At 41.9% G+C, this 19,705-nt stretch carries 15 protein-coding genes; 8 read left to right on the forward strand and 7 right to left on the reverse strand.

Annotated features, from left to right (window positions below):
• Positions 1-579 carry an RNA polymerase sigma factor gene (locus tag ACSSWA_RS05430; RefSeq protein ID WP_437355544.1) on the reverse strand — a complete coding sequence of 193 codons (579 nt, stop codon included), beginning with the start codon at positions 577-579 and terminating at the stop codon, positions 1-3.
• A 236-nt stretch (positions 580-815) separates the two neighbouring features.
• On the opposite strand from ACSSWA_RS05430, the gene ACSSWA_RS05435 reads away from it, so the two are divergent.
• From ACSSWA_RS05435 to alaS, 3 genes are all read left to right on the forward strand, one after another.
• Positions 816-3,176, forward strand: a complete 2,361-nt coding sequence (locus tag ACSSWA_RS05435) for a TonB-dependent receptor (protein ID WP_437355545.1) — start codon at positions 816-818, stop codon at positions 3,174-3,176.
• The gene (locus ACSSWA_RS05440; RefSeq protein ID WP_437355546.1) at positions 3,164-3,907 is read left to right on the forward strand and encodes a PepSY domain-containing protein; all 744 of its coding nucleotides are present in this window, start codon (positions 3,164-3,166) and stop codon (positions 3,905-3,907) included. Before ACSSWA_RS05435 ends, ACSSWA_RS05440 begins: the two co-directional genes overlap by 13 nt.
• A 62-nt stretch (positions 3,908-3,969) precedes the next feature.
• The gene (gene alaS, locus ACSSWA_RS05445) at positions 3,970-6,585 is read left to right on the forward strand and encodes an alanine--tRNA ligase (protein WP_437355547.1); all 2,616 of its coding nucleotides are present in this window, start codon (positions 3,970-3,972) and stop codon (positions 6,583-6,585) included.
• A gap of 54 nt (positions 6,586-6,639) precedes the next feature.
• Here alaS and ACSSWA_RS05450 read toward each other — a convergent pair whose 3' ends face one another.
• A complete protein-coding gene (locus ACSSWA_RS05450; RefSeq protein ID WP_437355548.1) occupies positions 6,640-8,004 on the reverse strand; it encodes an NAD-dependent succinate-semialdehyde dehydrogenase in 1,365 nt (454 codons plus the stop codon).
• 103 nt (positions 8,005-8,107) lie between these two features.
• Here ACSSWA_RS05450 and ACSSWA_RS05455 point away from each other — a divergent pair, with 103 nt between their 5' ends.
• Positions 8,108-9,448 carry a PhoH family protein gene (locus tag ACSSWA_RS05455; RefSeq protein WP_437355549.1) on the forward strand — a complete coding sequence of 447 codons (1,341 nt, stop codon included), beginning with the start codon at positions 8,108-8,110 and terminating at the stop codon, positions 9,446-9,448.
• 22 nt (positions 9,449-9,470) lie between these two features.
• The gene (locus tag ACSSWA_RS05460) at positions 9,471-12,653 is read left to right on the forward strand and encodes a S41 family peptidase (RefSeq protein WP_437355550.1); all 3,183 of its coding nucleotides are present in this window, start codon (positions 9,471-9,473) and stop codon (positions 12,651-12,653) included.
• 46 nt (positions 12,654-12,699) lie between these two features.
• On the opposite strand, the gene ACSSWA_RS05465 is transcribed toward ACSSWA_RS05460, so the two are convergent.
• The 3 genes from ACSSWA_RS05465 to ACSSWA_RS05475 are packed head-to-tail and all read right to left on the reverse strand — an operon-like array spanning position 12,700 to position 17,100.
• Positions 12,700-14,058: a hypothetical protein gene (locus ACSSWA_RS05465; protein WP_437355551.1), complete on the reverse strand. Its 1,359-nt coding sequence runs from the start codon at positions 14,056-14,058 to the stop codon at positions 12,700-12,702.
• Positions 14,051-14,947, reverse strand: coding sequence for a tRNA (adenosine(37)-N6)-dimethylallyltransferase MiaA (gene miaA / locus ACSSWA_RS05470; RefSeq protein WP_437355552.1), 897 nt, complete (start codon positions 14,945-14,947; stop codon positions 14,051-14,053). The genes ACSSWA_RS05465 and miaA overlap by 8 nt, the downstream gene beginning before the upstream one ends.
• 5 nt (positions 14,948-14,952) lie before the next feature.
• Positions 14,953-17,100, reverse strand: a complete 2,148-nt coding sequence (locus ACSSWA_RS05475; protein ID WP_437355553.1) for an ATP-binding protein — start codon at positions 17,098-17,100, stop codon at positions 14,953-14,955.
• An 18-nt stretch (positions 17,101-17,118) separates the two neighbouring features.
• Here ACSSWA_RS05475 and ACSSWA_RS05480 point away from each other — a divergent pair, with 18 nt between their 5' ends.
• Genes ACSSWA_RS05480 through ACSSWA_RS05490 form a run of 3 tightly spaced genes read left to right on the forward strand, consistent with a single transcriptional unit; the run spans position 17,119 to position 18,576 of the window.
• Complete coding sequence (locus tag ACSSWA_RS05480; RefSeq protein WP_437355554.1) at positions 17,119-17,751, forward strand: DNA-3-methyladenine glycosylase family protein; 633 nt, start codon at positions 17,119-17,121, stop codon at positions 17,749-17,751.
• A 14-nt stretch (positions 17,752-17,765) separates the two neighbouring features.
• On the forward strand, positions 17,766-18,335 hold the full coding sequence (locus ACSSWA_RS05485) for an RNA polymerase sigma factor (protein WP_437355555.1): 570 nt from the start codon (positions 17,766-17,768) through the stop codon (positions 18,333-18,335).
• Entirely contained in the window at positions 18,322-18,576 is a 255-nt protein-coding gene (locus tag ACSSWA_RS05490; RefSeq protein WP_437355556.1) for a zf-HC2 domain-containing protein, read from the forward strand. The genes ACSSWA_RS05485 and ACSSWA_RS05490 overlap by 14 nt, the downstream gene beginning before the upstream one ends.
• A gap of 7 nt (positions 18,577-18,583) precedes the next feature.
• Here the strand turns inward: ACSSWA_RS05490 and ruvA are convergent, their stop codons facing one another.
• Complete coding sequence (gene ruvA / locus ACSSWA_RS05495; RefSeq protein WP_437355557.1) at positions 18,584-19,165, reverse strand: Holliday junction branch migration protein RuvA; 582 nt, start codon at positions 19,163-19,165, stop codon at positions 18,584-18,586.
• A complete protein-coding gene (ruvC, locus tag ACSSWA_RS05500) occupies positions 19,162-19,704 on the reverse strand; it encodes a crossover junction endodeoxyribonuclease RuvC (protein WP_437355558.1) in 543 nt (180 codons plus the stop codon). The genes ruvA and ruvC overlap by 4 nt, the downstream gene beginning before the upstream one ends.
• Position 19,705: the final 1 nt, after the last annotated feature.

The following is a 19,705-nucleotide window of genomic DNA, read 5'->3' on the forward strand; positions in this document are numbered from 1 at the left end:
TTATTCCTTAGCCAGATTATCTCTGAAATTATGGAGAGACGTCATCACTTTATTGCGCACCGTCTCGACGGGCACATTCAATTTATTTGCAATTTCGTCAATCGTATAGCCTTCGTAATACGCAAGATGCAAAACGTACTTTTGAGTGTCCGTCAATTCCGACAGAGCTTCTTCAACCTTTGGTTTCAGGCTTCTCGCAGTTTCAAGGTCGAGGCTATCCATTCCCGGCAGAAATGTGGGAAGTATGAAATAATCTTCGTATTCGTCGTCGTAAATCTGAGATATCGATTCGGATTTCCGGCTGCGTCTTAGAAAATCGACCGCTTTATTCCGCGTAAGCGTTACAAGCCACGCATAAACATTGCCGTTTGTAAAATCGAATTTATTGCTCTTCTTCCATATAATCGAGAATATTTCAACAAGAAGCTCTCTGGCGGATTCTTCGTCAGGCGCGATTTTCTTTACAATCGTATACAGGAGAGGCGAATATCTGTCGTATAATTCTTCCAGAGCGCGAGATTCGAACTTCGCTATCTCCTGCATTAATTCTATGTCGCTATAATTCTTGAATTTATTCACCTTAACCCGCTTCGATTGCCTCTTCAAAACTATGATATGCATTTCAAATTTACAACTTATTTTATTTTAATGAAAATTTTTACCTTCCAGCCCGCCGCACACAATAACTACTGCCTAATCAACCGCTCCTATAAAGGACCTAAGAATACTAAAATCTAAGTATTGCGGATAAAAAGAGAGAGAATTAAGTTTGAGACGTTATTTATACTTAATCTAAATTTCAATAAGGAGCAAAAATGCGTGTTTTATTTCTACTTTTGGCGCTTAATGTTTTGGTCTACTCACAGAGTTTCACCGTCCGGGGCAGAGTAGTAGACACTCATTCTTCGCCGCTCGAACTGGCAAATATAATGCTGCTCTACTCAGTCGATTCTTCTATCGTAAAGGGAACTTCATCGGATAATGCGGGTCAATTTATTTTGACTGCTCTAAATCCGGGTAAATATGTTTTAAAGATCTCTTATTTAGGCTACGAAACTTATTATAAGAATCTCGAACTCCGGAGCTCCGCTTTGGATCTCGGCGATATAATTCTGAGAACTTCCAAAATTGATTTGGCGGGAGTGATGGTTACAAGCAACATCGGAGTTACAAAAATTAGCCCGGGAGCTATAACATATAACACAGCAGACCTAACCGCTCAAAGAAACGGCACCGGCGGCGATATTTTGAAAAACATGCCTTCGGTCTATATGGGAGGAAGTCCCAATCACAACCGAGACGTTCGTTTCAGGGGACTTGGGAATGCCTATACAAAAGTACTTATCGACGGTAAAGAAAGCGGTATTCAGGGCAACAACAGGGAAACCGTTATCGATATGCTGCCCGCCAATCAAATAGCCTACATAGAAATATTATCGAACCCTTCAGCGGAATACGACAGCGAGGGAATTAACGGTCTGATCAACATCGTCACGCGTAAAAAAGGATTGCCTAAAACATGGTCGCTTAACACATCGGCGTCCGTGGACAACAACGAAGGCTTTTCGACCGACCTTTCTCTAAATTATAATTTCTCATCAGTTAACCTATACGCCGACTATTCGCGATTGAATCGCCTTATTGACAACATCAAAGACGGCGTAAAAAGTAATTTTAAAAACGGAACATTTGACGGACAGGAAGTTACGTCAGTACAAGAAGACAAAAGCTTTAAAAACGACTTCTTAAAAGGCGGGGTCAATTTATTATTGGGAGAAAATTCAAATCTGCTGTTCGAATCAACTTACTCTCGCCAAAACGAATCGAAGGAAAAAAAAGGCAGCAAACTGAATTTAAAATCCGACTTGTCTTTCAAAGATAACACAGTCGAAATAAACGACGAAGAAAAGAACAACTACTTCAATGAATATTACACCGAATTTACGAACTACTTTTCTGACTATTCGGAATTAAAAATTTATGCGGGATTAAATTTCAGCAATCAGGATAAATTAGCCCGCAAAAACGAATATAAATATAACGAAGACGGCTCGTTGAAATCTCCTAATCCCGTCAAAAAAGACGAAAGCGAAATAATCGACGAACGTAAAATGAGAACCGGATTATCCTATAAATTTTCGCCATTCGAAAAAACAGAAATAAAAGTCGGCTTCTTATTTACAAGCGACAAACGAGACGCTCTTAAAGAAATTTTGGAATATGATTACAAAACCGAATCATGGAAAACATCGGCTTCGAATCAGGACAATTTTAATTTGAGGGAAGACATCTATGCTTTCTATACCGATACAAAAATAAACGTCGGCAATCTCAGCTTGCGCCCCGGAATCAGAATCGAAAGCACAAATTTGAACTCAGACTCTTTTCTCGATACCCTGACCGTTAATTCCGACTATTTGCTTCTTCTTCCGAACTTAAATATGATTTATAATCTATCGGAGAACGAATTTATAACACTTGGTATCGGAAGACGTTTACGCAGACCCGGATTTAAGGACCTGAATCCTTTTATTGACGATAAAGACCCCTCTAAAATCAAAACCGGCAATCCTAATCTGCGTCCCGAAAAAGCATGGGTTGCTGAAGTCGGTTATATGCGGAATTTTAAGAACTTCAATGTAGGTTCTAATATTTTTTACCGAAAGATCGACGATGTGATACAAAAACTTATAAGCGAAAACGACTCGGGCATCGTATTCGAAAAGCCTGTTAACTTGAGCCGCGCATACCTCTTCGGGGTAGAATTACTTACGGCAGTAAAACCGTTCAAATGGTTCCAGCTCAACGCCAATTATTCCTGGTTCGATTCCGAGATAACCGACGTTGATTTCGAAGGCGAAGCGCTGAACGATCAAGTAAAATGGACTGCCAAAATCATTGCCGATTTTTCATTCGATTTTGGTTTGAATGCTCAACTTACAGCAAATTTTATCGGTCCGAAACCGGCTACACAAAAGTCGGAAGACAAAATTACATACGCAGATTTGGGGTTATCTCAGAAAATTTACGAAAACGGAAAGATTTATCTTAGAATCAGCGATATTTTCGATTCACTAAAAAAAGTAAAGCGTGAAACCACGGATAAATCAACAAAAATCGAAAATGAAAATACTACGGGAAGAATAATTAATCTGGGATTCCAATGGAACTTCTGAATTCAAATAAACTTCGCAAAAATTTATATAAATGGCACAATTGGATCGGAGCGCTTCTGGCGCTCCCTATCTTTATAACCTCAATAACAGCTATCGCTTTGCCTTTCAGGGATGAATTGGGCTTCGAAGAAATCTTCTTCAGTAAAAATCTCTTCCCGGGATATTTTATTGAAAATTCAACGACAAAAAAAATTAATCCTCTTTCCGACATAAAAAGTTTTTATCAAGCCGGAAGAATTAATTATTATGGCACAAAGTACGGTCTATTTTTTACGACCGAAGAGAACAAAACTCCCAGCCCGGTCATAACAAATACCGAAATACGCTTCATAAAAGCAATTGACTCCGATATCTTCGCCGGCGGTAAAGAGGGGCTCTGGATAAATACAAACAACGTCTGGTCAAAAATCTATAACGGCGATGTTTTTGATGCGGGAAGATTTTCAAACGGTAAATTTTACGTTGCTCTCGGTAAAAAAGGAATCGACACAATCGAATTAACATCAAGTTTTGCCTATGCTGCCGAATTTAAAACAGCAGACGAAAATTATATTGCTCTCAAAGAGTTAATACTTCATCTACATTCTGGCAGGGCTTTCTTCGGCAAAGAACTGGAATGGATCTGGATAACTATAAACGGCTTTAGCGTTACCGTTCTTGTTTTTACCGGATTTTACCTCTGGTATAAAAAGAAGATTAAAAAAAGCCGTAAAAATAAAGTCGCCGTCTGATCGTTCACTAAGGTATTACTCAATCCGTTTTTATTATATTTACACCTAAAAAACGGAACATTATGACATCGAATCAGATCAGACAACAGTTTCTCGATTTCTTTGCTGAAAGAGGGCATAAAATAGTGCCGAGCGCGCCGGTTATTCCGCATGGCGACCCGACGCTCCTTTTTACCAATGCCGGGATGAATCAATTCAAAGATGTTTTTCTCGGTACCGGAAGCAGAGAATATAAAAGAGCCGCCGACACTCAAAAATGCATACGCGTTTCCGGCAAACACAACGACCTCGAAGAAGTGGGACACGACACTTATCACCATACATTTTTCGAAATGCTCGGCAACTGGTCGTTCGGCGACTACTATAAAAAGGAAGCCATTGCCTGGGCGTGGGAATTATTGACCGAAGTCTGGAAACTGCCCAAAGAAAGATTATGGGCTACCGTTTATCGAACAGACGACGAAGCTTACCAGTACTGGAAATCGGAGACAGATATCAATCCCGCTCACATTTTGAGATTCGACGAGAAAGACAACTTTTGGGAAATGGGCGAAACCGGTCCATGCGGTCCGTGTTCGGAAATTCATATTAATCTGAGCGACGATTACGACAATCCCAAACTGGTTAACGCAGGCAGTCCGCTCTGCATCGAAATCTGGAATCTTGTATTTATTCAATATCACAGGGACGAAACGGGCAAACTGAATGAGCTGCCCGCCAAGCATGTAGACACCGGAATGGGCTTCGAACGAATTACTGCAGTTCTGCAGGGTAAAAAGTCGAACTACGATACCGACATTTTCACTCCTATCATTTCCGCCATCGAAAATTTAAGCGGACATAAATACGATTATACGCTTCCGGCGGAAGACAAAACGGATCAGGGCATTGTAAACGTTGCAATGCGCGTTATTGCCGACCACATTCGCACGCTTACTTTCGCAATTGCCGACGGCGCCATACCGGGCAACGACGGACGCGGCTACGTATTGAGAAGAATTTTGAGAAGAGCCTCAAGATACGGCAGAAAGCTAAATTTAAAAGAGCCATTCCTTTTCAGGATTGTCGATACTGTCGTTAAAAATTTCTCGCATGTTTTCCCGGAAATAAAAGAAAATCAAAACAATATCGAAAAAATAATTAAAGCCGAAGAGGAGAGTTTCAACGTAACGCTCGATCGCGGACTCGAACTTTTCGACTCGCTCATCGAAAAACTCAAGATCGAAAAAAAGACCGTTATTCCGGGGAGCGAAGTTTTCAAGCTCTACGATACGTACGGATTTCCAGTTGATTTGACAAACGTGATGGCTCGCGAACAAGGCTTTACTATCGACGAGAATGAATTCAATAAACTAATGGAAGAGCAAAAGGAACGAGCCCGGAAATCGGCGCGGGATAAATCGACAGCTGCAAATATGAGAACCGATTCGATCGAAGATTTTACGTTCATCGGGAAAGCGCCGACTCTGTTTACCGGATACGACGAGTTGAAATCGGAAGCTAAAATTGTCGGCTATAAAGAAGACGAAAAAAATATATTCCTTATTCTTGACAAATCGCCTTTCTACGTTGAAGCCGGCGGTCAGGTAAGCGATACCGGTTTTATCATTATCGACGGGATCAAATTACCTGTGGTTAATGTGGCTAAACTCGACAATATGATTGTGCACGTTGTGAATAAACCGGATGGAATAAAAATAGAACCCGGAATGAATGCAATCGCGCAGGTGGACGAAAAAAGAAGATGGGACATAATGCGCAACCATTCCGCCACTCATTTCTTGCACAAAGCTTTGCGCGAAATCCTCGGAACGCATGTTCAACAATCCGGCTCGTATGTCGGTCCCGACCGGCTCCGTTTCGATTTCAGCCATTTCGAAAAACCGAGCCGTCAACAGCTAGAGCAAATCGAATCGCTCATTAATGAAAAACTGAGAGAGAATTTGCCGCTTATTCATCACAGGGACATCCCGTTCGAGCAGGCGAAAGAAATGGGAGCTTTAATGTTTTTCGGCGACAAATACGGCGAAAAAGTCAACGTGGTTCAGTTCGGCGATTACACTATGGAATTCTGCGGAGGAACTCATGTTAAAAACAGTTCCCAAATCGGACTGTTCAAAATCATCAGCGAATCGTCGATTGCCAGCGGAATCAGAAGAATAGAAGCCGTAACTGGCGCCGGAGTAGAAAAATTCATTAAAGAACAGGAAATCAAGTTAGCCAAACAGGAAGAGCTTTACAATAATCTTTTGGACGAAAAGAAAAAACTCGAAAAGGAATTATCCGATCTGAAACTGAAAGAAAAACTTTCCGCGCTCGACAACATTACAGACAATCCCGCAGAGATTAACGGAGTTAAGCTTTTCAAAGGCAGAGTAACGGTCGACAATATGGACCATCTGAAATCGATGGGCGACGAACTCCGGTCGAAAATGAAAAGCGGCGTAGGATTGTTAATTTCCGATATCGACGGTAAAGTTGGAATTGTATGCGTAGTATCGGACGACCTGATCAAAGAGAAAAAACTTTCCGCCGGAAATTTAGTCGGAAAAGTTGCAAAAGTCGTAGGCGGCGGAGGAGGCGGAAGACCTCACCTTGCAACGGCAGGCGGAAAAGACGTCAGCCGCATCGACGAAGCTTTGAACGCGGTCGATAATCTTTTAAAGGAAATGCTTTAGAAAATCAACACTCTCTTTATCAAGACCGGCGTTTTAATCTGTAAAGCGCCGGTTTTATTTTATCCAGACGGTTTTAATATTTACGAATTCTTTCATACCGTAATGTGACAGTTCCCTACCGTAACCTGATTTCTTGATTCCTCCGAAAGGAAGTCGAGGATCGCTTTTGACCATTCCGTTTATAAAAACAGAGCCGGCTTCGATTTTACGAGCCAACGACTTTGCTCTTTCAATATCTTGCGTCCAAATTGCTGCGCCAAGTCCGAACGGAGTATCGTTTGCAATTCTAATCGCTTCCTCTTCCGTTTTAATTTTTATTACGGAGGCTACAGGTCCGAATAATTCTTCTTCGTAAGCGGGCATACCTTTTTTAACTCCTTCCAGAATCGTAGGCTCAATAAAGAAGCCTTCTCTGTTCAATCGTTTACCCCCAATTAAAATCGCCGCTCCTTTTTCTACCGATTTCCTAATTTGCATTTCAAGTTCTGCCAACAGGTCTTCTCTTGCAATCGGGCCCAATTCGCAATCCTTTTCCATCGGATTTCCTATTTTCAGGTTTTTCATATTATCGGTAAACCTGTCCATGAACTCGTCGTAAATTTCTTCTGCCACAATAAATCTTTTTGCGGCGATGCAACTTTGACCGTTATTAATTATTCTGGCTTTTACTCCCACCGAGGCGGCTTCGGCAACATCGGCGTCTCTTAATACGATAAAAGGATCGCTGCCGCCGAGTTCAAGCACGGTCTTTTTTAACTTACTTCCGCATTCCGAAGCGACCATGCTTCCTGCGAATTCGCTGCCCGTTAAAGTGGCGGCTTTAATCAAATCATTATCGATTATATACTTTACCGCAGAAGAAGGAATGAGAAGAGTGCGAAACAGATTTTCAGGAAAGCCCGCTTTGGCGAAAACTTCTTCGATTGCCAAAGCGCACATCGACACATTCGAAGCGTGTTTTAAAACGGCTCCGTTGCCCGCCGTCAATGCCGGCGCGGCGAACCGGAAAACCTGCCAGAACGGGAAATTCCACGGCATTACGGCAAGGATTACTCCGAGCGGTTCGAAGGAGACAAAACTCTCGGTTGCATCAGTTTCGATAATTTCGTTCTTCAGAATATCTTTTGCGTTTTCCGCATAGTAATCGCAAACCCATGCGCACTTTTCTACTTCTGCTATCGATTGGCTTATCGGCTTGCCCATTTCGTTAGTAATTATTTCCGCGTACTTTTCTTTTTCTTTCAGCAATTGCGCTCCCGCATTTTTCATCAAATCACACCGTCCTTTCAAATCGTATTCTTTCCATTGGTTGAAAGCGGAGCCGGCTGCCGAAATTATTTCTTCAACTTCCTTTTTGCTCATTTCCGGGAATTCTTTAATTAATTTTCCCGTAGCGGGATTTACCGATTTAAGCGGCATGACTCACCTCCGGCAAAATATTTTTCCTTTTGCATTAAAAATTTCGTATGTTCCAAAAGAAATTACGTATAATATCGAAAACAAAAAATAATTTTGTTCTTTTATGAAAAAGAAAAATCCCAAGACTTTTGTACTCGACACAAACGTTATTTTGCACGACCCAACCTGTATCAATCATTTTGAGGAAAACGACATAATAATCCCGCTGGTTGTCATTGAAGAGCTCGACCATTTCAAGCGCGGCAATCAGGTAATTAACTTAAACGCCAGAGAATTCGCGCGCACGCTCGATTCGATTACGGGCAACGATATTTTCAACGGCGGCATTTCGCTCGGGGAAGGCAAGGGCAAGATACGAATCGTAATTACAAAAGGTCTTGCAAAAGAAATTCAGGAAGTATTCAGGGAAGACAACGTAGACCATCGCGTATTGAGCGCGGCTTACGAAGCAAAACAAAAATTCGACGGAAAGCGGAAAGTAATTCTGGTAAGCAAAGACGTGAATTTGAGGATGAAAGCCAAAGCTCTCGGAATTCCAGCCGAAGATTACACGACCGACCGGATTCCGAACGTCGAAGAACTCTACAGCGGCAAAGAGACTATAGAAAACTTCGACGACGGCATTCTTCAAAAACTTTATCAGCCGCCTTATGAAGCGCCCGCCACAAAAATCATAAAGAAATATAAAATTGACGCCGCGCCGAATAAATATTTTATTTTGAGAAACACAAACCGTTCGATTCTGGCATACCTCGACTCGGAGATGGAAGCTCTTCATCGAATCGACAAAGAAACAGTCTATGGAATAAAACCGAGGAACGCCGAGCAGACATTTGCCGTCAATGCGCTAATTAATAAAGAGATTCCGCTCGTCACGTTAACGGGCAAAGCCGGAACCGGCAAAACTTTACTTGCGCTGGCAAGCGCTTTGCAGGTTAGAAGCGAATACAGACAAATATACGTGGCTCGCCCTGTCGTCCCGTTGAGCAATAAAGACATCGGCTTTTTGCCAGGCGACGTCGAAAGCAAACTGGCGCCCTATATGCAGCCGCTCTGGGACAATCTGAAAGTTGTTCAGGACCAATTCAAAGAGACTGACAAAAATTATCAGACAATCAACAATATGCTCAAAGAAGAGAAATTGGTTATAGAACCTTTGAGTTATATTCGCGGAAGAAGCTTACAACGCATCTATTTTATAGTAGACGAAGCGCAAAACCTAACGCCTCATGAAATCAAAACGATTATTACACGCGCCGGCGAAGGCGCCAAGATTGTTCTGACCGGCGATATCTATCAAATCGACCACCCCTACCTCGACGCGCAGTCGAACGGACTTTCATATTTGATAGAACATTTTAAAGGTCAGAAATTATACGCTCATGTAAATCTGGAAAAAGGAGAGCGCTCTTTACTTGCCGAATTGGCAAGCAATCTTCTTTAACAAATTTTCTTACGGAGGATCGATGAAAAGAATAATCTTTCTGCTTATTCTGGCTTCGGCTATTTTAAATGCTCAGGATAAGCTTTTACGTTTCCCGTCAATTAACAACGACGGTTCGTTAATAGCATTTTCTTATCAGGGCGATATCTGGACTGTTCCCTCCGGAGGCGGACAGGCAGTCCGTTTAACCGTTCACGAAGGTTACGAGAGCTATCCGGTTTTCAGTCCCGACGGAAAATTTATATCGTTTTCCGGCGAACGTTACGGCAACGACGATATTTTTATTATCCCATCGACAGGCGGCGAACCGGAACGATTGACATATCATTCGGCTAACGATAATATTTCATCATTTACCAAAGACGGAAATATTTTATTCAATACGTACCGCGAGTTCAGAAAAATCGAACGCCCTCCCGAAATTTACGTCGTATCGAAAGACGGCGGAACTGAAAAGAGATTTTTAGGCGCTCAAGGTTACGAGCCGTCATTGTCCCCGAACGGCAAACTGCTCGCTTTTGTTCGGGCAGATATTAATCCGGTCGAACGTCTCGAATACAGAGGTCCGTCTAATCGTGAAATCTGGATTTACAACTTCGAAAACGATAAGTATACCAAACTTAAACTCTTCGAAACAAACGACATACAACCCAGATGGAAAGACGACAACACCCTTTATTTTCTAAGCTCCGAATCGGGGCAATATAATATTTACAAAATCACGCTCGACGAATACGGCAGTCAGTCGTCACAGCCGGAGAAGATAACGAATTTCAAAGATCATTCGATAAGGCATTTTAATATTTCGGGCGACGGTAATTTCATTGTCTTCGAGCAAAACAAATCGATTTATCTGCTCGACACAAAAACAAACGACTTCCGGAAAGTCGATATTGGAATTTCCGCCGATTACAGATACGACCCAGTAGTATTCAAAACCTTTTCCAAAGACGCAACCGAATACGCAGTATCGCCGAACGGTAAACTAATGGCATACGTTGTAAGGGGAGAAATATTCCTGAAGGAGAATAACAAAGAGGACAGCAAATCGATAAACCTTTCGAACTCACCTTTTAACGACAAAGGAATTGCGTGGCTCAGCGACACTACGCTGGTATTTACTTCCGACCGCGAAGATAATAACTTCGAATTGTATTTAATCAAGTCGTCCGATCCGAATGAATCCGATTTATTCAAAACGCTCAAACGCAAAATAATCCGTTTGACAAACACAAAAGAAGACGAAGCCGAACCGGTGGTTTCCAACAAACAAAATAAGATCGCCTACATTCTTGAAGGCGAAAAGAAAAAGTTGATTACGGCTTCAATCGACGGCGACGGAAAACTGAACGACCGAATTACATTGCAAGACGGGTGGGCTGAGCCTCACGGAGTTTGCTGGAGTCCCGACGATAAATGGTTGGCATACTCGATGGACGATTTGTATTTCAATGAAGAAGTATTTATTCAGGCGGCTGATAATTCGTCTCCCGCCGTGAATATCAGCATGCATCCGCGTTCCGATTTCAACCCGCACTGGAGCAAAGACGGCTCTAAACTGGCGTTTATTTCAGAACGTCACAACAGAGACGACGACGTATGGTTTGTATGGCTGAAAAAATCGGATTGGGAAAAAACGCAAGAGGATTGGGAAGAAGAGGAAGACTCGGCAAAAAACAAAAAGAGCAATTCAGACATTAAAATAGATTTCGAAAACATACACGAACGGCTTGTGCGCGTAACCGACTTTTCGGGCAATGAAGACGACGTTGTTATTTCAGCCGACGGCAAAACATTTTATTACACAGCCGAAAACTCTTCGTCAAAAGGACGCGATATTTATTCAATCAAGTGGAACGGAAAAGATATAAAGGAATTAACTCATTCGGGCGTCAATCCGTCCGAACTTTTCATTTCGAAAGACGATAAACTTTATTACATGAAAAGAGGCGGAACTATTGCCCGCATCGACACAAAAAAAGATAAAAGCGAAGAGCTCGGTTTCCGGGCGGAAATGTTCGTCGATTACCCCGGCGAAAGGGAACAAATTTTCGAAGAAGCATGGCGGGCTTTGAGAGATAATTTTTACGATCCCGACTTTCACGGAAAAGATTGGAACGCTCTAAAAGATAAATACAAAGAGCTTTGCCTTGCCGCTTCTACCAATTACGATTTCAGAGATATGTTCAATTTAATGCTGGGAGAATTAAATTCCAGTCACATGGGATTCCGTAACCGCGATATCGCCGAAACACAGGAAGACGAAACAGGCTTGATAGGAGCCGAATTATTCCCCGCCGGGAACGGCATGCTAGTCAAACACGTCATCCCGGGTTCTCCCGCCGATAAAAACGAAAGCAAACTTTACGAAGGCGATATTATTACCGCCGTCAACGGAATTAAAGTCGACGCAAAAACTAACTTTTACAAATACTTCAATAAAACCGCGGGCGAAAAGGTATTGCTTACCGTTCAAGGCAATGAGGGAAATACAAGGGAAGTAGTTATTCGCCCCGTAAAATCATTACGGGATCTACTTTACAAAGAATGGGTAGACAGCCGGAAGAAGTTGACTGAAGAATATTCGAACGGACGATTGGGTTACATCCACATTCAAGGAATGAACATTCCGAGTCTTGAAGTTTTCGAAAGGGAACTTACGGCGGCAGGATACGGCAAAGAAGGTCTGGTAATCGACGTGCGTTATAACGGAGGAGGATTTACCACCGATTTGCTGATGACCATTCTGAATTACAAACAGCATGCATATACAATTCCTCGCGGGGCGGCAAAACATCTGGAAAAAGAGAAGAAAAAATTCAGAGATTATTATCCGATCGGCGAACGCCTTGTATTTGCCGCCTGGTTAAAACCTTCGGTTGCATTGTGCAACGAAGGCAGTTATTCGAATGCGGAAATATTTTCACACGCTTATAAAAATTTAGGAATCGGAACTCTCGTCGGATATCCCACAAACGGTTCGGTCATATCAACCGGCGCAAGAACATTAATAGACGGGTCTTACGTAAGGCTCCCATTCCGCGGCTGGTTCGTAAAAGCGAACGACAAGAATCAGGAGTTAGGTCCAGCCGTTCCGGATATTATCGTTGAGAATCCGCCTGACTGGCTTGAAAAAGGCTGGGATCCTCAACTGAAAAAAGCCGTCGAGGTTTTGCTCAACCAAATCGACAGCGCAAAAGAGTAACATTACTTAGAGTAAGCCCTTTACCTAAAAAGGGCTTACTCGATTTTTAGGACTCCAATATTTTCACATACAATTTTCTTATATAATCGAGATATCTCATCATTACGTCTATCTCGGGCAAATTTCCTTTCCCGGCAATACCCGGCTTTACATCGTACAATTCGAACATTTTATCAACGGCGTCGAACAAATTGACATTTGGGAAATAATTGTCCCTCAAATAATGTATAAGCTTCATAGTTCTGAAAGCGTCGAGCCATAAAAATTTCTGCTTATTAATCTGTTCGGGTTTTATTGTATTATTCGTAATTCTTTTCCAGGCGACCGGGAATTCCTGTTCTTCAAGAAATTTCCGGATTCCTTCATGAACGGAACCGGCCGACTTCAATATTTTTTCTAAGTCCAGATTATAATCGTCATAGTACTTAGCGTTCCATTCTTTAAGCAGTTCGAATATGAAAGGATTATAAACGTACAGTTCCGATTCCGGGTTGCCTTTTTCTTTAACGCTGTTGCAAAATTCGTTTATGCTTCTGCCTGTGCCGAATGGAACGCGCCATGAAATTCTTCCGGCGGGTTTTACTTTTGCGCCGGATATCAATTTTATTTCCGTAAGTTTTCTTAATTTTTCGAGAAAATAAAAATCCTCCCCCGCTTTCTTTTTGTTCATGCCTCCTGCTTTGCAATAAAATTCGGCGGTACAAAGCATGGTGGATCCGATAGTCTGATAAGCGTACGGCGAGCCCGAATATTTAAGCATCAGAACGTAATATCTGAGAAAGATTTCGTAAGTTATTGCAGCGCTCTTTTCGATTTCGTCTGCCGGCAAAGTATGCTCGTAATCGATATAAGCCGCGTTAAGATTTCTTTTATTAAAGCCATCGACAATCTCTATCAGATAATTACGATCCACAATACAGTCGGCGTCCAGGCAGACGAGTATTTTCTTTCTGTCGTTCGAATAATCAAACTTTGTAAGCGCAAGGTCCATGCCTATTTTACGCGCGTAGCCTACCCCGGCATGTTTTACGGGCAGCTCGTATCCCCGAGTAGACGCGTCCACAATTCCCAGATTCAAACCGGATTCGGTTAAATTAGTTTTTAGCCTCTTGTCAGTAATCTTTTTTTGAATAAGATTCCTCAACGTCTCCAGGCTGCGTTTGTTATTTTCTTTTATTTCTTCTTTAGCTTTGTCTGAATTGTTGATTACGAAGAGAAACAGCGTTTCGTCCAGATATCTTTTTTCGAGTTCGGCAAGCGAATTCAATAGCGCAATCAAATTATCGTATTCGTCAATAGCGGGTATAACCGCAATGTTATTGTACAATCTTTCATCCTGCGGAAAGATCGGTCTGTTTAATTCCAGCTGTTTATATTTTTTAATAAAGTCGGGTAAATTATTCATTAAAGTAATAATCTTTAATTATCCGGTTTGCTTTTTCGAGGTCGGCGCCTTCGAGCCAAAAAATTTCGATTCCTTCCCTTTCCATTTTACGGTACCAGGTCATCTGGCGTTTGGCAAAATTGTGAATTGCGCTGTTCAGTTTCTGAAACATATCGTTGTAATTTAATTCGCCTTTCAGATAGAGCGACAGATATTTATATTCGAGACCGAAGAATTCGAGTTTTTCGTACGTCAAACCCGACTTGATCAATTCTTCCGCCTCTTCAATCATTCCTTCTTTTAATCTTTTCTTGAGGCGCTCGGTAATACGCTTTTTTATTTCGTTTCTATCGTACTTTATTCCGATAACCAACGAATTGATTTTTACTTTTGCGGGTTCTTCCTCCGCGCTTTTTACAATAATAGCTTTTATCATTCTGTCCCGGTCGGACAAATCGGTAGTGTTGTGAAGTTTGGGACTGATTTGTAAGAGAATCTTTTTCAATTCGTCGTCAGTAAGTTGATTCAGTTCGTCGTATTTGGAAAAATCTGCTTTGCCGAGTTTATATCCTTTCAATATAGAATGGATAAAGAGCGGCGTGCCGCCGACAAGAAAAGGAATTTTATTGTTCCGGAGAATTTCATCGTAAGCCCGATAAAACATCTGATTGAAGGAATAGAGATTAAATTCTTCGGTCGGTTCGACGACGTCAATCAAGTGATAATTGATTTGCTTTCCGTTTACAATATAGTCGTCGAGGTCTTTGCCCGTGCCGATATTCAAACCGCGGTATACCTGGCGTGAATCCGCAGAAATAATTTCTCCGTTGAATCGATGAGCCAGAAGCGCCGCAAGCCGCGTCTTACCCGCGGCTGTCGGTCCCAGAATGGTAATCAGATTATACTTCATATCATTCACATACCGGAAACAAACGGTATGGTAACAATCACCGTAGTGCCTTCGCCGAGCGAACTTTCGACTTCAATTTTACCGTTGTGCGCTTCGACTATCTGTCTGGTTATCGAAAGTCCCAGCCCTGTGCCTTCTTTTTTGCCCTGCGTAAAGAATGGTTCGAATATTTTTTCTTTCAGGCTGTCCGCTATACCCAGACCGTAATCGCGTATTAAAATTTTTACCACGCCGTTCTTATCGTCTTTTTTTGTCATCACTTCAATTGTGCCGCCGTCGGGCATTGCGTCGCAGGCGTTTTTTATTATATGAGTATAACACTGATAAAATTCCTTAACGTCGATTTTTACTGTAACATCTTTGTCGAACTCGTTTTTTATGCTGCAATTTCTCGATTCCACATAAGTGCCGATTCGCGAAGCATAATCATTCAATGTTTTATTCAGGCTTATATTCATCGTTCGCAGAATAGCCTTGCCTTCGGAGTAGCTTGACGTGGTTTGAACCAGGTCGGCAACGTGATTTAATTGTTCGAGCAGCATATCGATTATTTGAATATTGTCGGGCGTCAAATCTTTATTTCTCAAATGCTCGGCATAACGTTTGCTTACCAGTATCGGTTTTTTAATATCCTGAATAAGAAAATTAGCCATCTTACCGAGGGATTGAACTCTTTCGACTTTGAGAAGTCTTTCAACCATCTCGGCATTTTGGAGGGCGATTGCCGCATGAATCGACATTGCATTCAGAACTTCTTCGTCGTCTTTTGAAAATTCGCCTCGTTTGCTGTTGAGCAGTTGAAGTACGCCTATTATTTCGCCTTCTCTGTTTTTGATGGGAAAAGTAATAGCGTTCTTGGTTTCATATCCGCTGGCTTTGTCGAAATCCGATCTGTAACGGATGTCTTTGGAAACGTCTTTGATATTGAGAACTTCTCCTGTTTTTGCCACATACCCCGCCATTCCTTCGCCAATCTTCAGCCTGATTTCTTTCATTTCTTTTCCCATTGCAATCAACGACCAGAGTTCGTTTTTTTCTTTGTCGATCAGATAGAGAGTTCCTCTGTCGGCTTCGGCAATATCCGTGGCTGCTTCAACGATATTTTTCAACACTTCGTCTATTTTAACTGTGGAATTAACCAGTTCAGCCGCTTTGATAATTTTTTTGAGTTGAGCAATGTCCATTTTATTTTCCTCTTCTTTTGATATCACATCGCGAGTATTATTATTGCCCTCATTTATATTTTCCCGTTCGGGTTCCTCGAAGTTGGACTGCTCGTTTTCCAATGTTTCCGCAACACTTTCTTCCGTTGCTTCGTCAACTTGCTCAACTTTTGTTTCTTGTTTATCTGCCGTATCGCCGGAAGTTGTAATTGTGTCGGGAATAAATTCTTCGTTTTGATCTTCTTGTTCTTCCTCACCTGATTCTACGGATTCTTCCTGTCCGGTCAGCAAATCGAAAATTGTCTCGTCGAGATTTTCTTTTTCAGGCGTTTCGTCAATTTCAGGCAATTCGGATTCGGGCTTGGGAATTCCGTCTTCGTCGAGAAGGAAATCGAAATTAAAATCGTCTTTCTTCTCTTCTTCTTTTGTTTCGACTTTTTCATCGGGAAAATCAATCGAAGTAAGGTCGCTTACGTTTTCTTTATTGTCGGGAAATTGTTTATCGTCAATCGGCATGAAAAATTCCTGCGTTCCGGAAGGTCCGGCTTTTTCTCCGCTATCTTCTTCAAAAGTCGATTTGCGGACGTTTTCTTCCTCTTCCGGTTTTTCGGTCAAATTCTTTTTTATATTCTCGTCAACTTGAAGAAGATATTCTATTTCCTCTTTCGAAAGCGCAATCAAATAAGAATCGGACAAAGCGACAGCCACAGTGGTTCTCGAAGTTCCTTCGAGCATTTCATCCTGACCGAAGAATTCGTTTTCTTCGAAGAGATAAGCTTTCGACTTGCCGAGCAGTTTTTTCTTAATCAAATTGACTTTGCCGGAAATAATAAGATAAACTGAATCCGCCGGTTCGCCTTCTTTATAAACATACTCGCCTTCGTTGACGGTGAAAAGCTTTCCTTTTATTTTATCCGGTTCGATTTTAGATATATCGGCATTTTTCAGTAACTTATTCTTACTTAATCTGCTTATTAATTGATTTTCCATAAAATAGTCTGAATCGTTATGAAAAAAATTGAGATTGAAAGAGCGCTCGCTCACCTTAGCAGAAACGATAAGGTGCTTTCAACATTAATAAAAAACAACGGGATTTGCAATCTACCGACACACAAAAAATACTTCATTGCGCTTTTAAGAGCAATAATCGGACAGCAATTATCGATCAAAGCCGCCGATTCGATTAACAGGAAATTTTTAGCGCATTTCGATAATTCTCCTGACCCGGATTCTATTCTTTCGGCAAAAGACGAAACGCTCCGCTCGCTCGGGCTTTCGAATGCAAAAGTAAAATACGTTAAAGACCTCGCCTTAAAAGTAAAAGAAGGCGAAGTCAAACTCAAAAATTTTTCGAAAAAGCGGGACGAGGAAATTATCGAGGAACTGACAAAAGTCAAAGGCGTCGGCGTGTGGACCGCGCAGATGTTTTTAATATTCACTCTCGGCAGACCCGATGTATTGCCCGTAGACGATCTTGGCATTAGAAAAGCGATAATGTTAAATTACGGTCTTAAAAATTTGCCTTCGGGCGAAGAAATCGAAAAATTGGCAAAAAAGAACAAGTGGTCGCCCTTTTCCACGGTAGCTTCGCTCTATTTGTGGAAAAGTCTCGACACGAATTTTGAAACTATTTTAAAGTGACGGCATCATACCAAATGAACGAACAGCAATTAATCGAAGCGGCTCAAAACGGCGACAGAAAAGCCTTGGCGGAACTGGTTAAAATGTATGAACAGACGGTTTATAATTTCTCATTCAAATTGTGCCGAAACCGCGAAAGAGCCGAGCATACAATGCAGGAAACATTTTTAAGCATGGTAAAAAATCTGCGTCAGTTTTCCGGACAGTCAAAGCTTTCTACCTGGCTCTACCGCGTTGTAGCGAATCATTGTCTTATGCTCGCCCGTTCCGAAAACAGATACGGATTCTCGTCTTTTGACGACGACGAAACATATATAGACGAAAAAGAGATCGCCGAATGGAAAGTGACGCCGGACAAAGTAGCCGAAAATAACGAGCTGAAAATGATACTCGACGAATCGATTCAAAAACTTGCCCCTGAATACAGAGTGGTTTTTATGCTAAGGGACGTGGAAGGTTTGTCGACCGAAGAGACTGCAAAGATACTCGATTTAACCGTGCCGGCAGTCAAATCGAGACTGCACAGAGCGCGCGCATTTTTAAGAAACGAATTAAACGAGAGATTCGCTCATGAACTCAAATAAAATTTCGTGCAAAGACGTAATGTATCACATTTGCGATAATCTCGGGGAAGAACTCGACTCGCCCCGATGCATCGAAATCAAAAATCATCTGGAAAATTGCGATAACTGCCAGCATTATTTCCAGAATATCGAATCTACTATTCAGTTTTACAGAAAATACAACGTGGATTTGTCCGAAGACGCGCACAACAGATTAATCGATTTTCTCGGATTAAGCGACTGCATCGAGGAAACCGAATAAAGAGGATCTATCTCATCATACCGCTCAACGCTTCCTTAATTAAATCCTCGAGTGCGATCGAGGGATTTTTATCCAGCGCAGCTCTTACCGCCTTTTCAGCCGTTTTTTGATTGTAGCCCAGATTAACCAACGCGGCTATTGCGTCGCCGGAAATGTCGCTTAAACCCGCAGCTTGTTCCGGTTCGCCCACAGTTTTAATTTTGTCTTTTAATTCGAGAATCAATCTTTCTGCGGTTTTCCTTCCGATTCCCGGCGCCGATACAATTTTCGAAACGTCGCCCGTAATTATAGCCCGTTTAATCTCTTCCGCTCTTATTCCGGATAAAATACCGAGAGCCGTCTTAGGTCCCACTCCGCTCACGCTAATGAGCAACTCGAACATCTCTTTTTCTTCTTCGTTATAAAAACCGTACAAATCGAGCGCGTCTTCTTTGACGACAAGGTATGTGTGCAATTCGACCTCTTCGCCGCCGCTTACTTTTTCGTAAGTGGCAATTGAGATGTTCAGTTTGTAGCCGACTCCGTTAACGTCGAGTATCAATTGAGTCGGTTTTACCGAAACGATTTTTCCTCTTAAATATCCGATCATGATAATATCCTGTCGGGATTTTTTTCGATAAATTCTTTCCAGTTGCGGCTTTTCGATTTTGAAGCGGGGGCTTTGAATTTAAATGCGTGACAAACGGCGACCGCCAATGCGTCGGTTTCGTCGTATTTCAAATCCGAAGTTTTAATGTCGCAGATTTTCGAAATCATAAATTGAATTTGCTGTTTCGAAGAAGAGCCTTTTCCGCAGACGGCTTTTTTAATTTCTCTCGGCGAGTATTCCCTGACCGTCAAATTATTCTGAGCGGCGGTCAATAACGAAACTCCTCTCGCATAACCGATTTTAAGCGCCGACTGAACGTTCTTACCGTAAAAAGCCGTCTCGAGAGCGAACTCGTCCGGTTTATATTTTTTAATTACGGCGGTTAAATCGTCGTGAATTTTTTTTAGTCTGAGAGAAAAGTCGTTTACGGCGGGAATGCGTATTATACCCGATGCGATGTAAGAAATTTCGTTGTCTTTAAAATCGATGATCCCGAAACCCGTTATAAGAGTGCCGGGATCAACACCTAAAATTCTCATT

This window comes from Melioribacter sp. Ez-97 (assembly GCF_051488665.1).
Classification (GTDB): Bacteria; Bacteroidota; Ignavibacteria; order Ignavibacteriales; family Melioribacteraceae; genus Melioribacter.

Excerpts from the sequence above, each read along its gene's own strand:
- ACSSWA_RS05435 (WP_437355545.1), top strand. The coding sequence starts at position 816 with ATGCGTGTTTTATTTCTACTTTTGGCGCTTAATGTTTTGGTCTACTCA.
- ACSSWA_RS05440 (WP_437355546.1), top strand. The coding sequence starts at position 3,164 with ATGGAACTTCTGAATTCAAATAAACTTCGCAAAAATTTATATAAATGG.
- alaS (WP_437355547.1), top strand. The coding sequence starts at position 3,970 with ATGACATCGAATCAGATCAGACAACAGTTTCTCGATTTCTTTGCTGAA.
- ACSSWA_RS05450 (WP_437355548.1), bottom strand. The coding sequence starts at position 8,004 with ATGCCGCTTAAATCGGTAAATCCCGCTACGGGAAAATTAATTAAAGAA.
- ACSSWA_RS05455 (WP_437355549.1), top strand. The coding sequence starts at position 8,108 with ATGAAAAAGAAAAATCCCAAGACTTTTGTACTCGACACAAACGTTATT.
- ACSSWA_RS05460 (WP_437355550.1), top strand. The coding sequence starts at position 9,471 with ATGAAAAGAATAATCTTTCTGCTTATTCTGGCTTCGGCTATTTTAAAT.
- ACSSWA_RS05465 (WP_437355551.1), bottom strand. The coding sequence starts at position 14,058 with ATGAATAATTTACCCGACTTTATTAAAAAATATAAACAGCTGGAATTA.
- miaA (WP_437355552.1), bottom strand. The coding sequence starts at position 14,947 with ATGAAGTATAATCTGATTACCATTCTGGGACCGACAGCCGCGGGTAAG.
- ACSSWA_RS05475 (WP_437355553.1), bottom strand. The coding sequence starts at position 17,100 with ATGGAAAATCAATTAATAAGCAGATTAAGTAAGAATAAGTTACTGAAA.
- ACSSWA_RS05480 (WP_437355554.1), top strand. The coding sequence starts at position 17,119 with ATGAAAAAAATTGAGATTGAAAGAGCGCTCGCTCACCTTAGCAGAAAC.
- ACSSWA_RS05485 (WP_437355555.1), top strand. The coding sequence starts at position 17,766 with ATGAACGAACAGCAATTAATCGAAGCGGCTCAAAACGGCGACAGAAAA.
- ACSSWA_RS05490 (WP_437355556.1), top strand. The coding sequence starts at position 18,322 with ATGAACTCAAATAAAATTTCGTGCAAAGACGTAATGTATCACATTTGC.
- ruvA (WP_437355557.1), bottom strand. The coding sequence starts at position 19,165 with ATGATCGGATATTTAAGAGGAAAAATCGTTTCGGTAAAACCGACTCAA.
- ruvC (WP_437355558.1), bottom strand. The coding sequence starts at position 19,704 with ATGAGAATTTTAGGTGTTGATCCCGGCACTCTTATAACGGGTTTCGGG.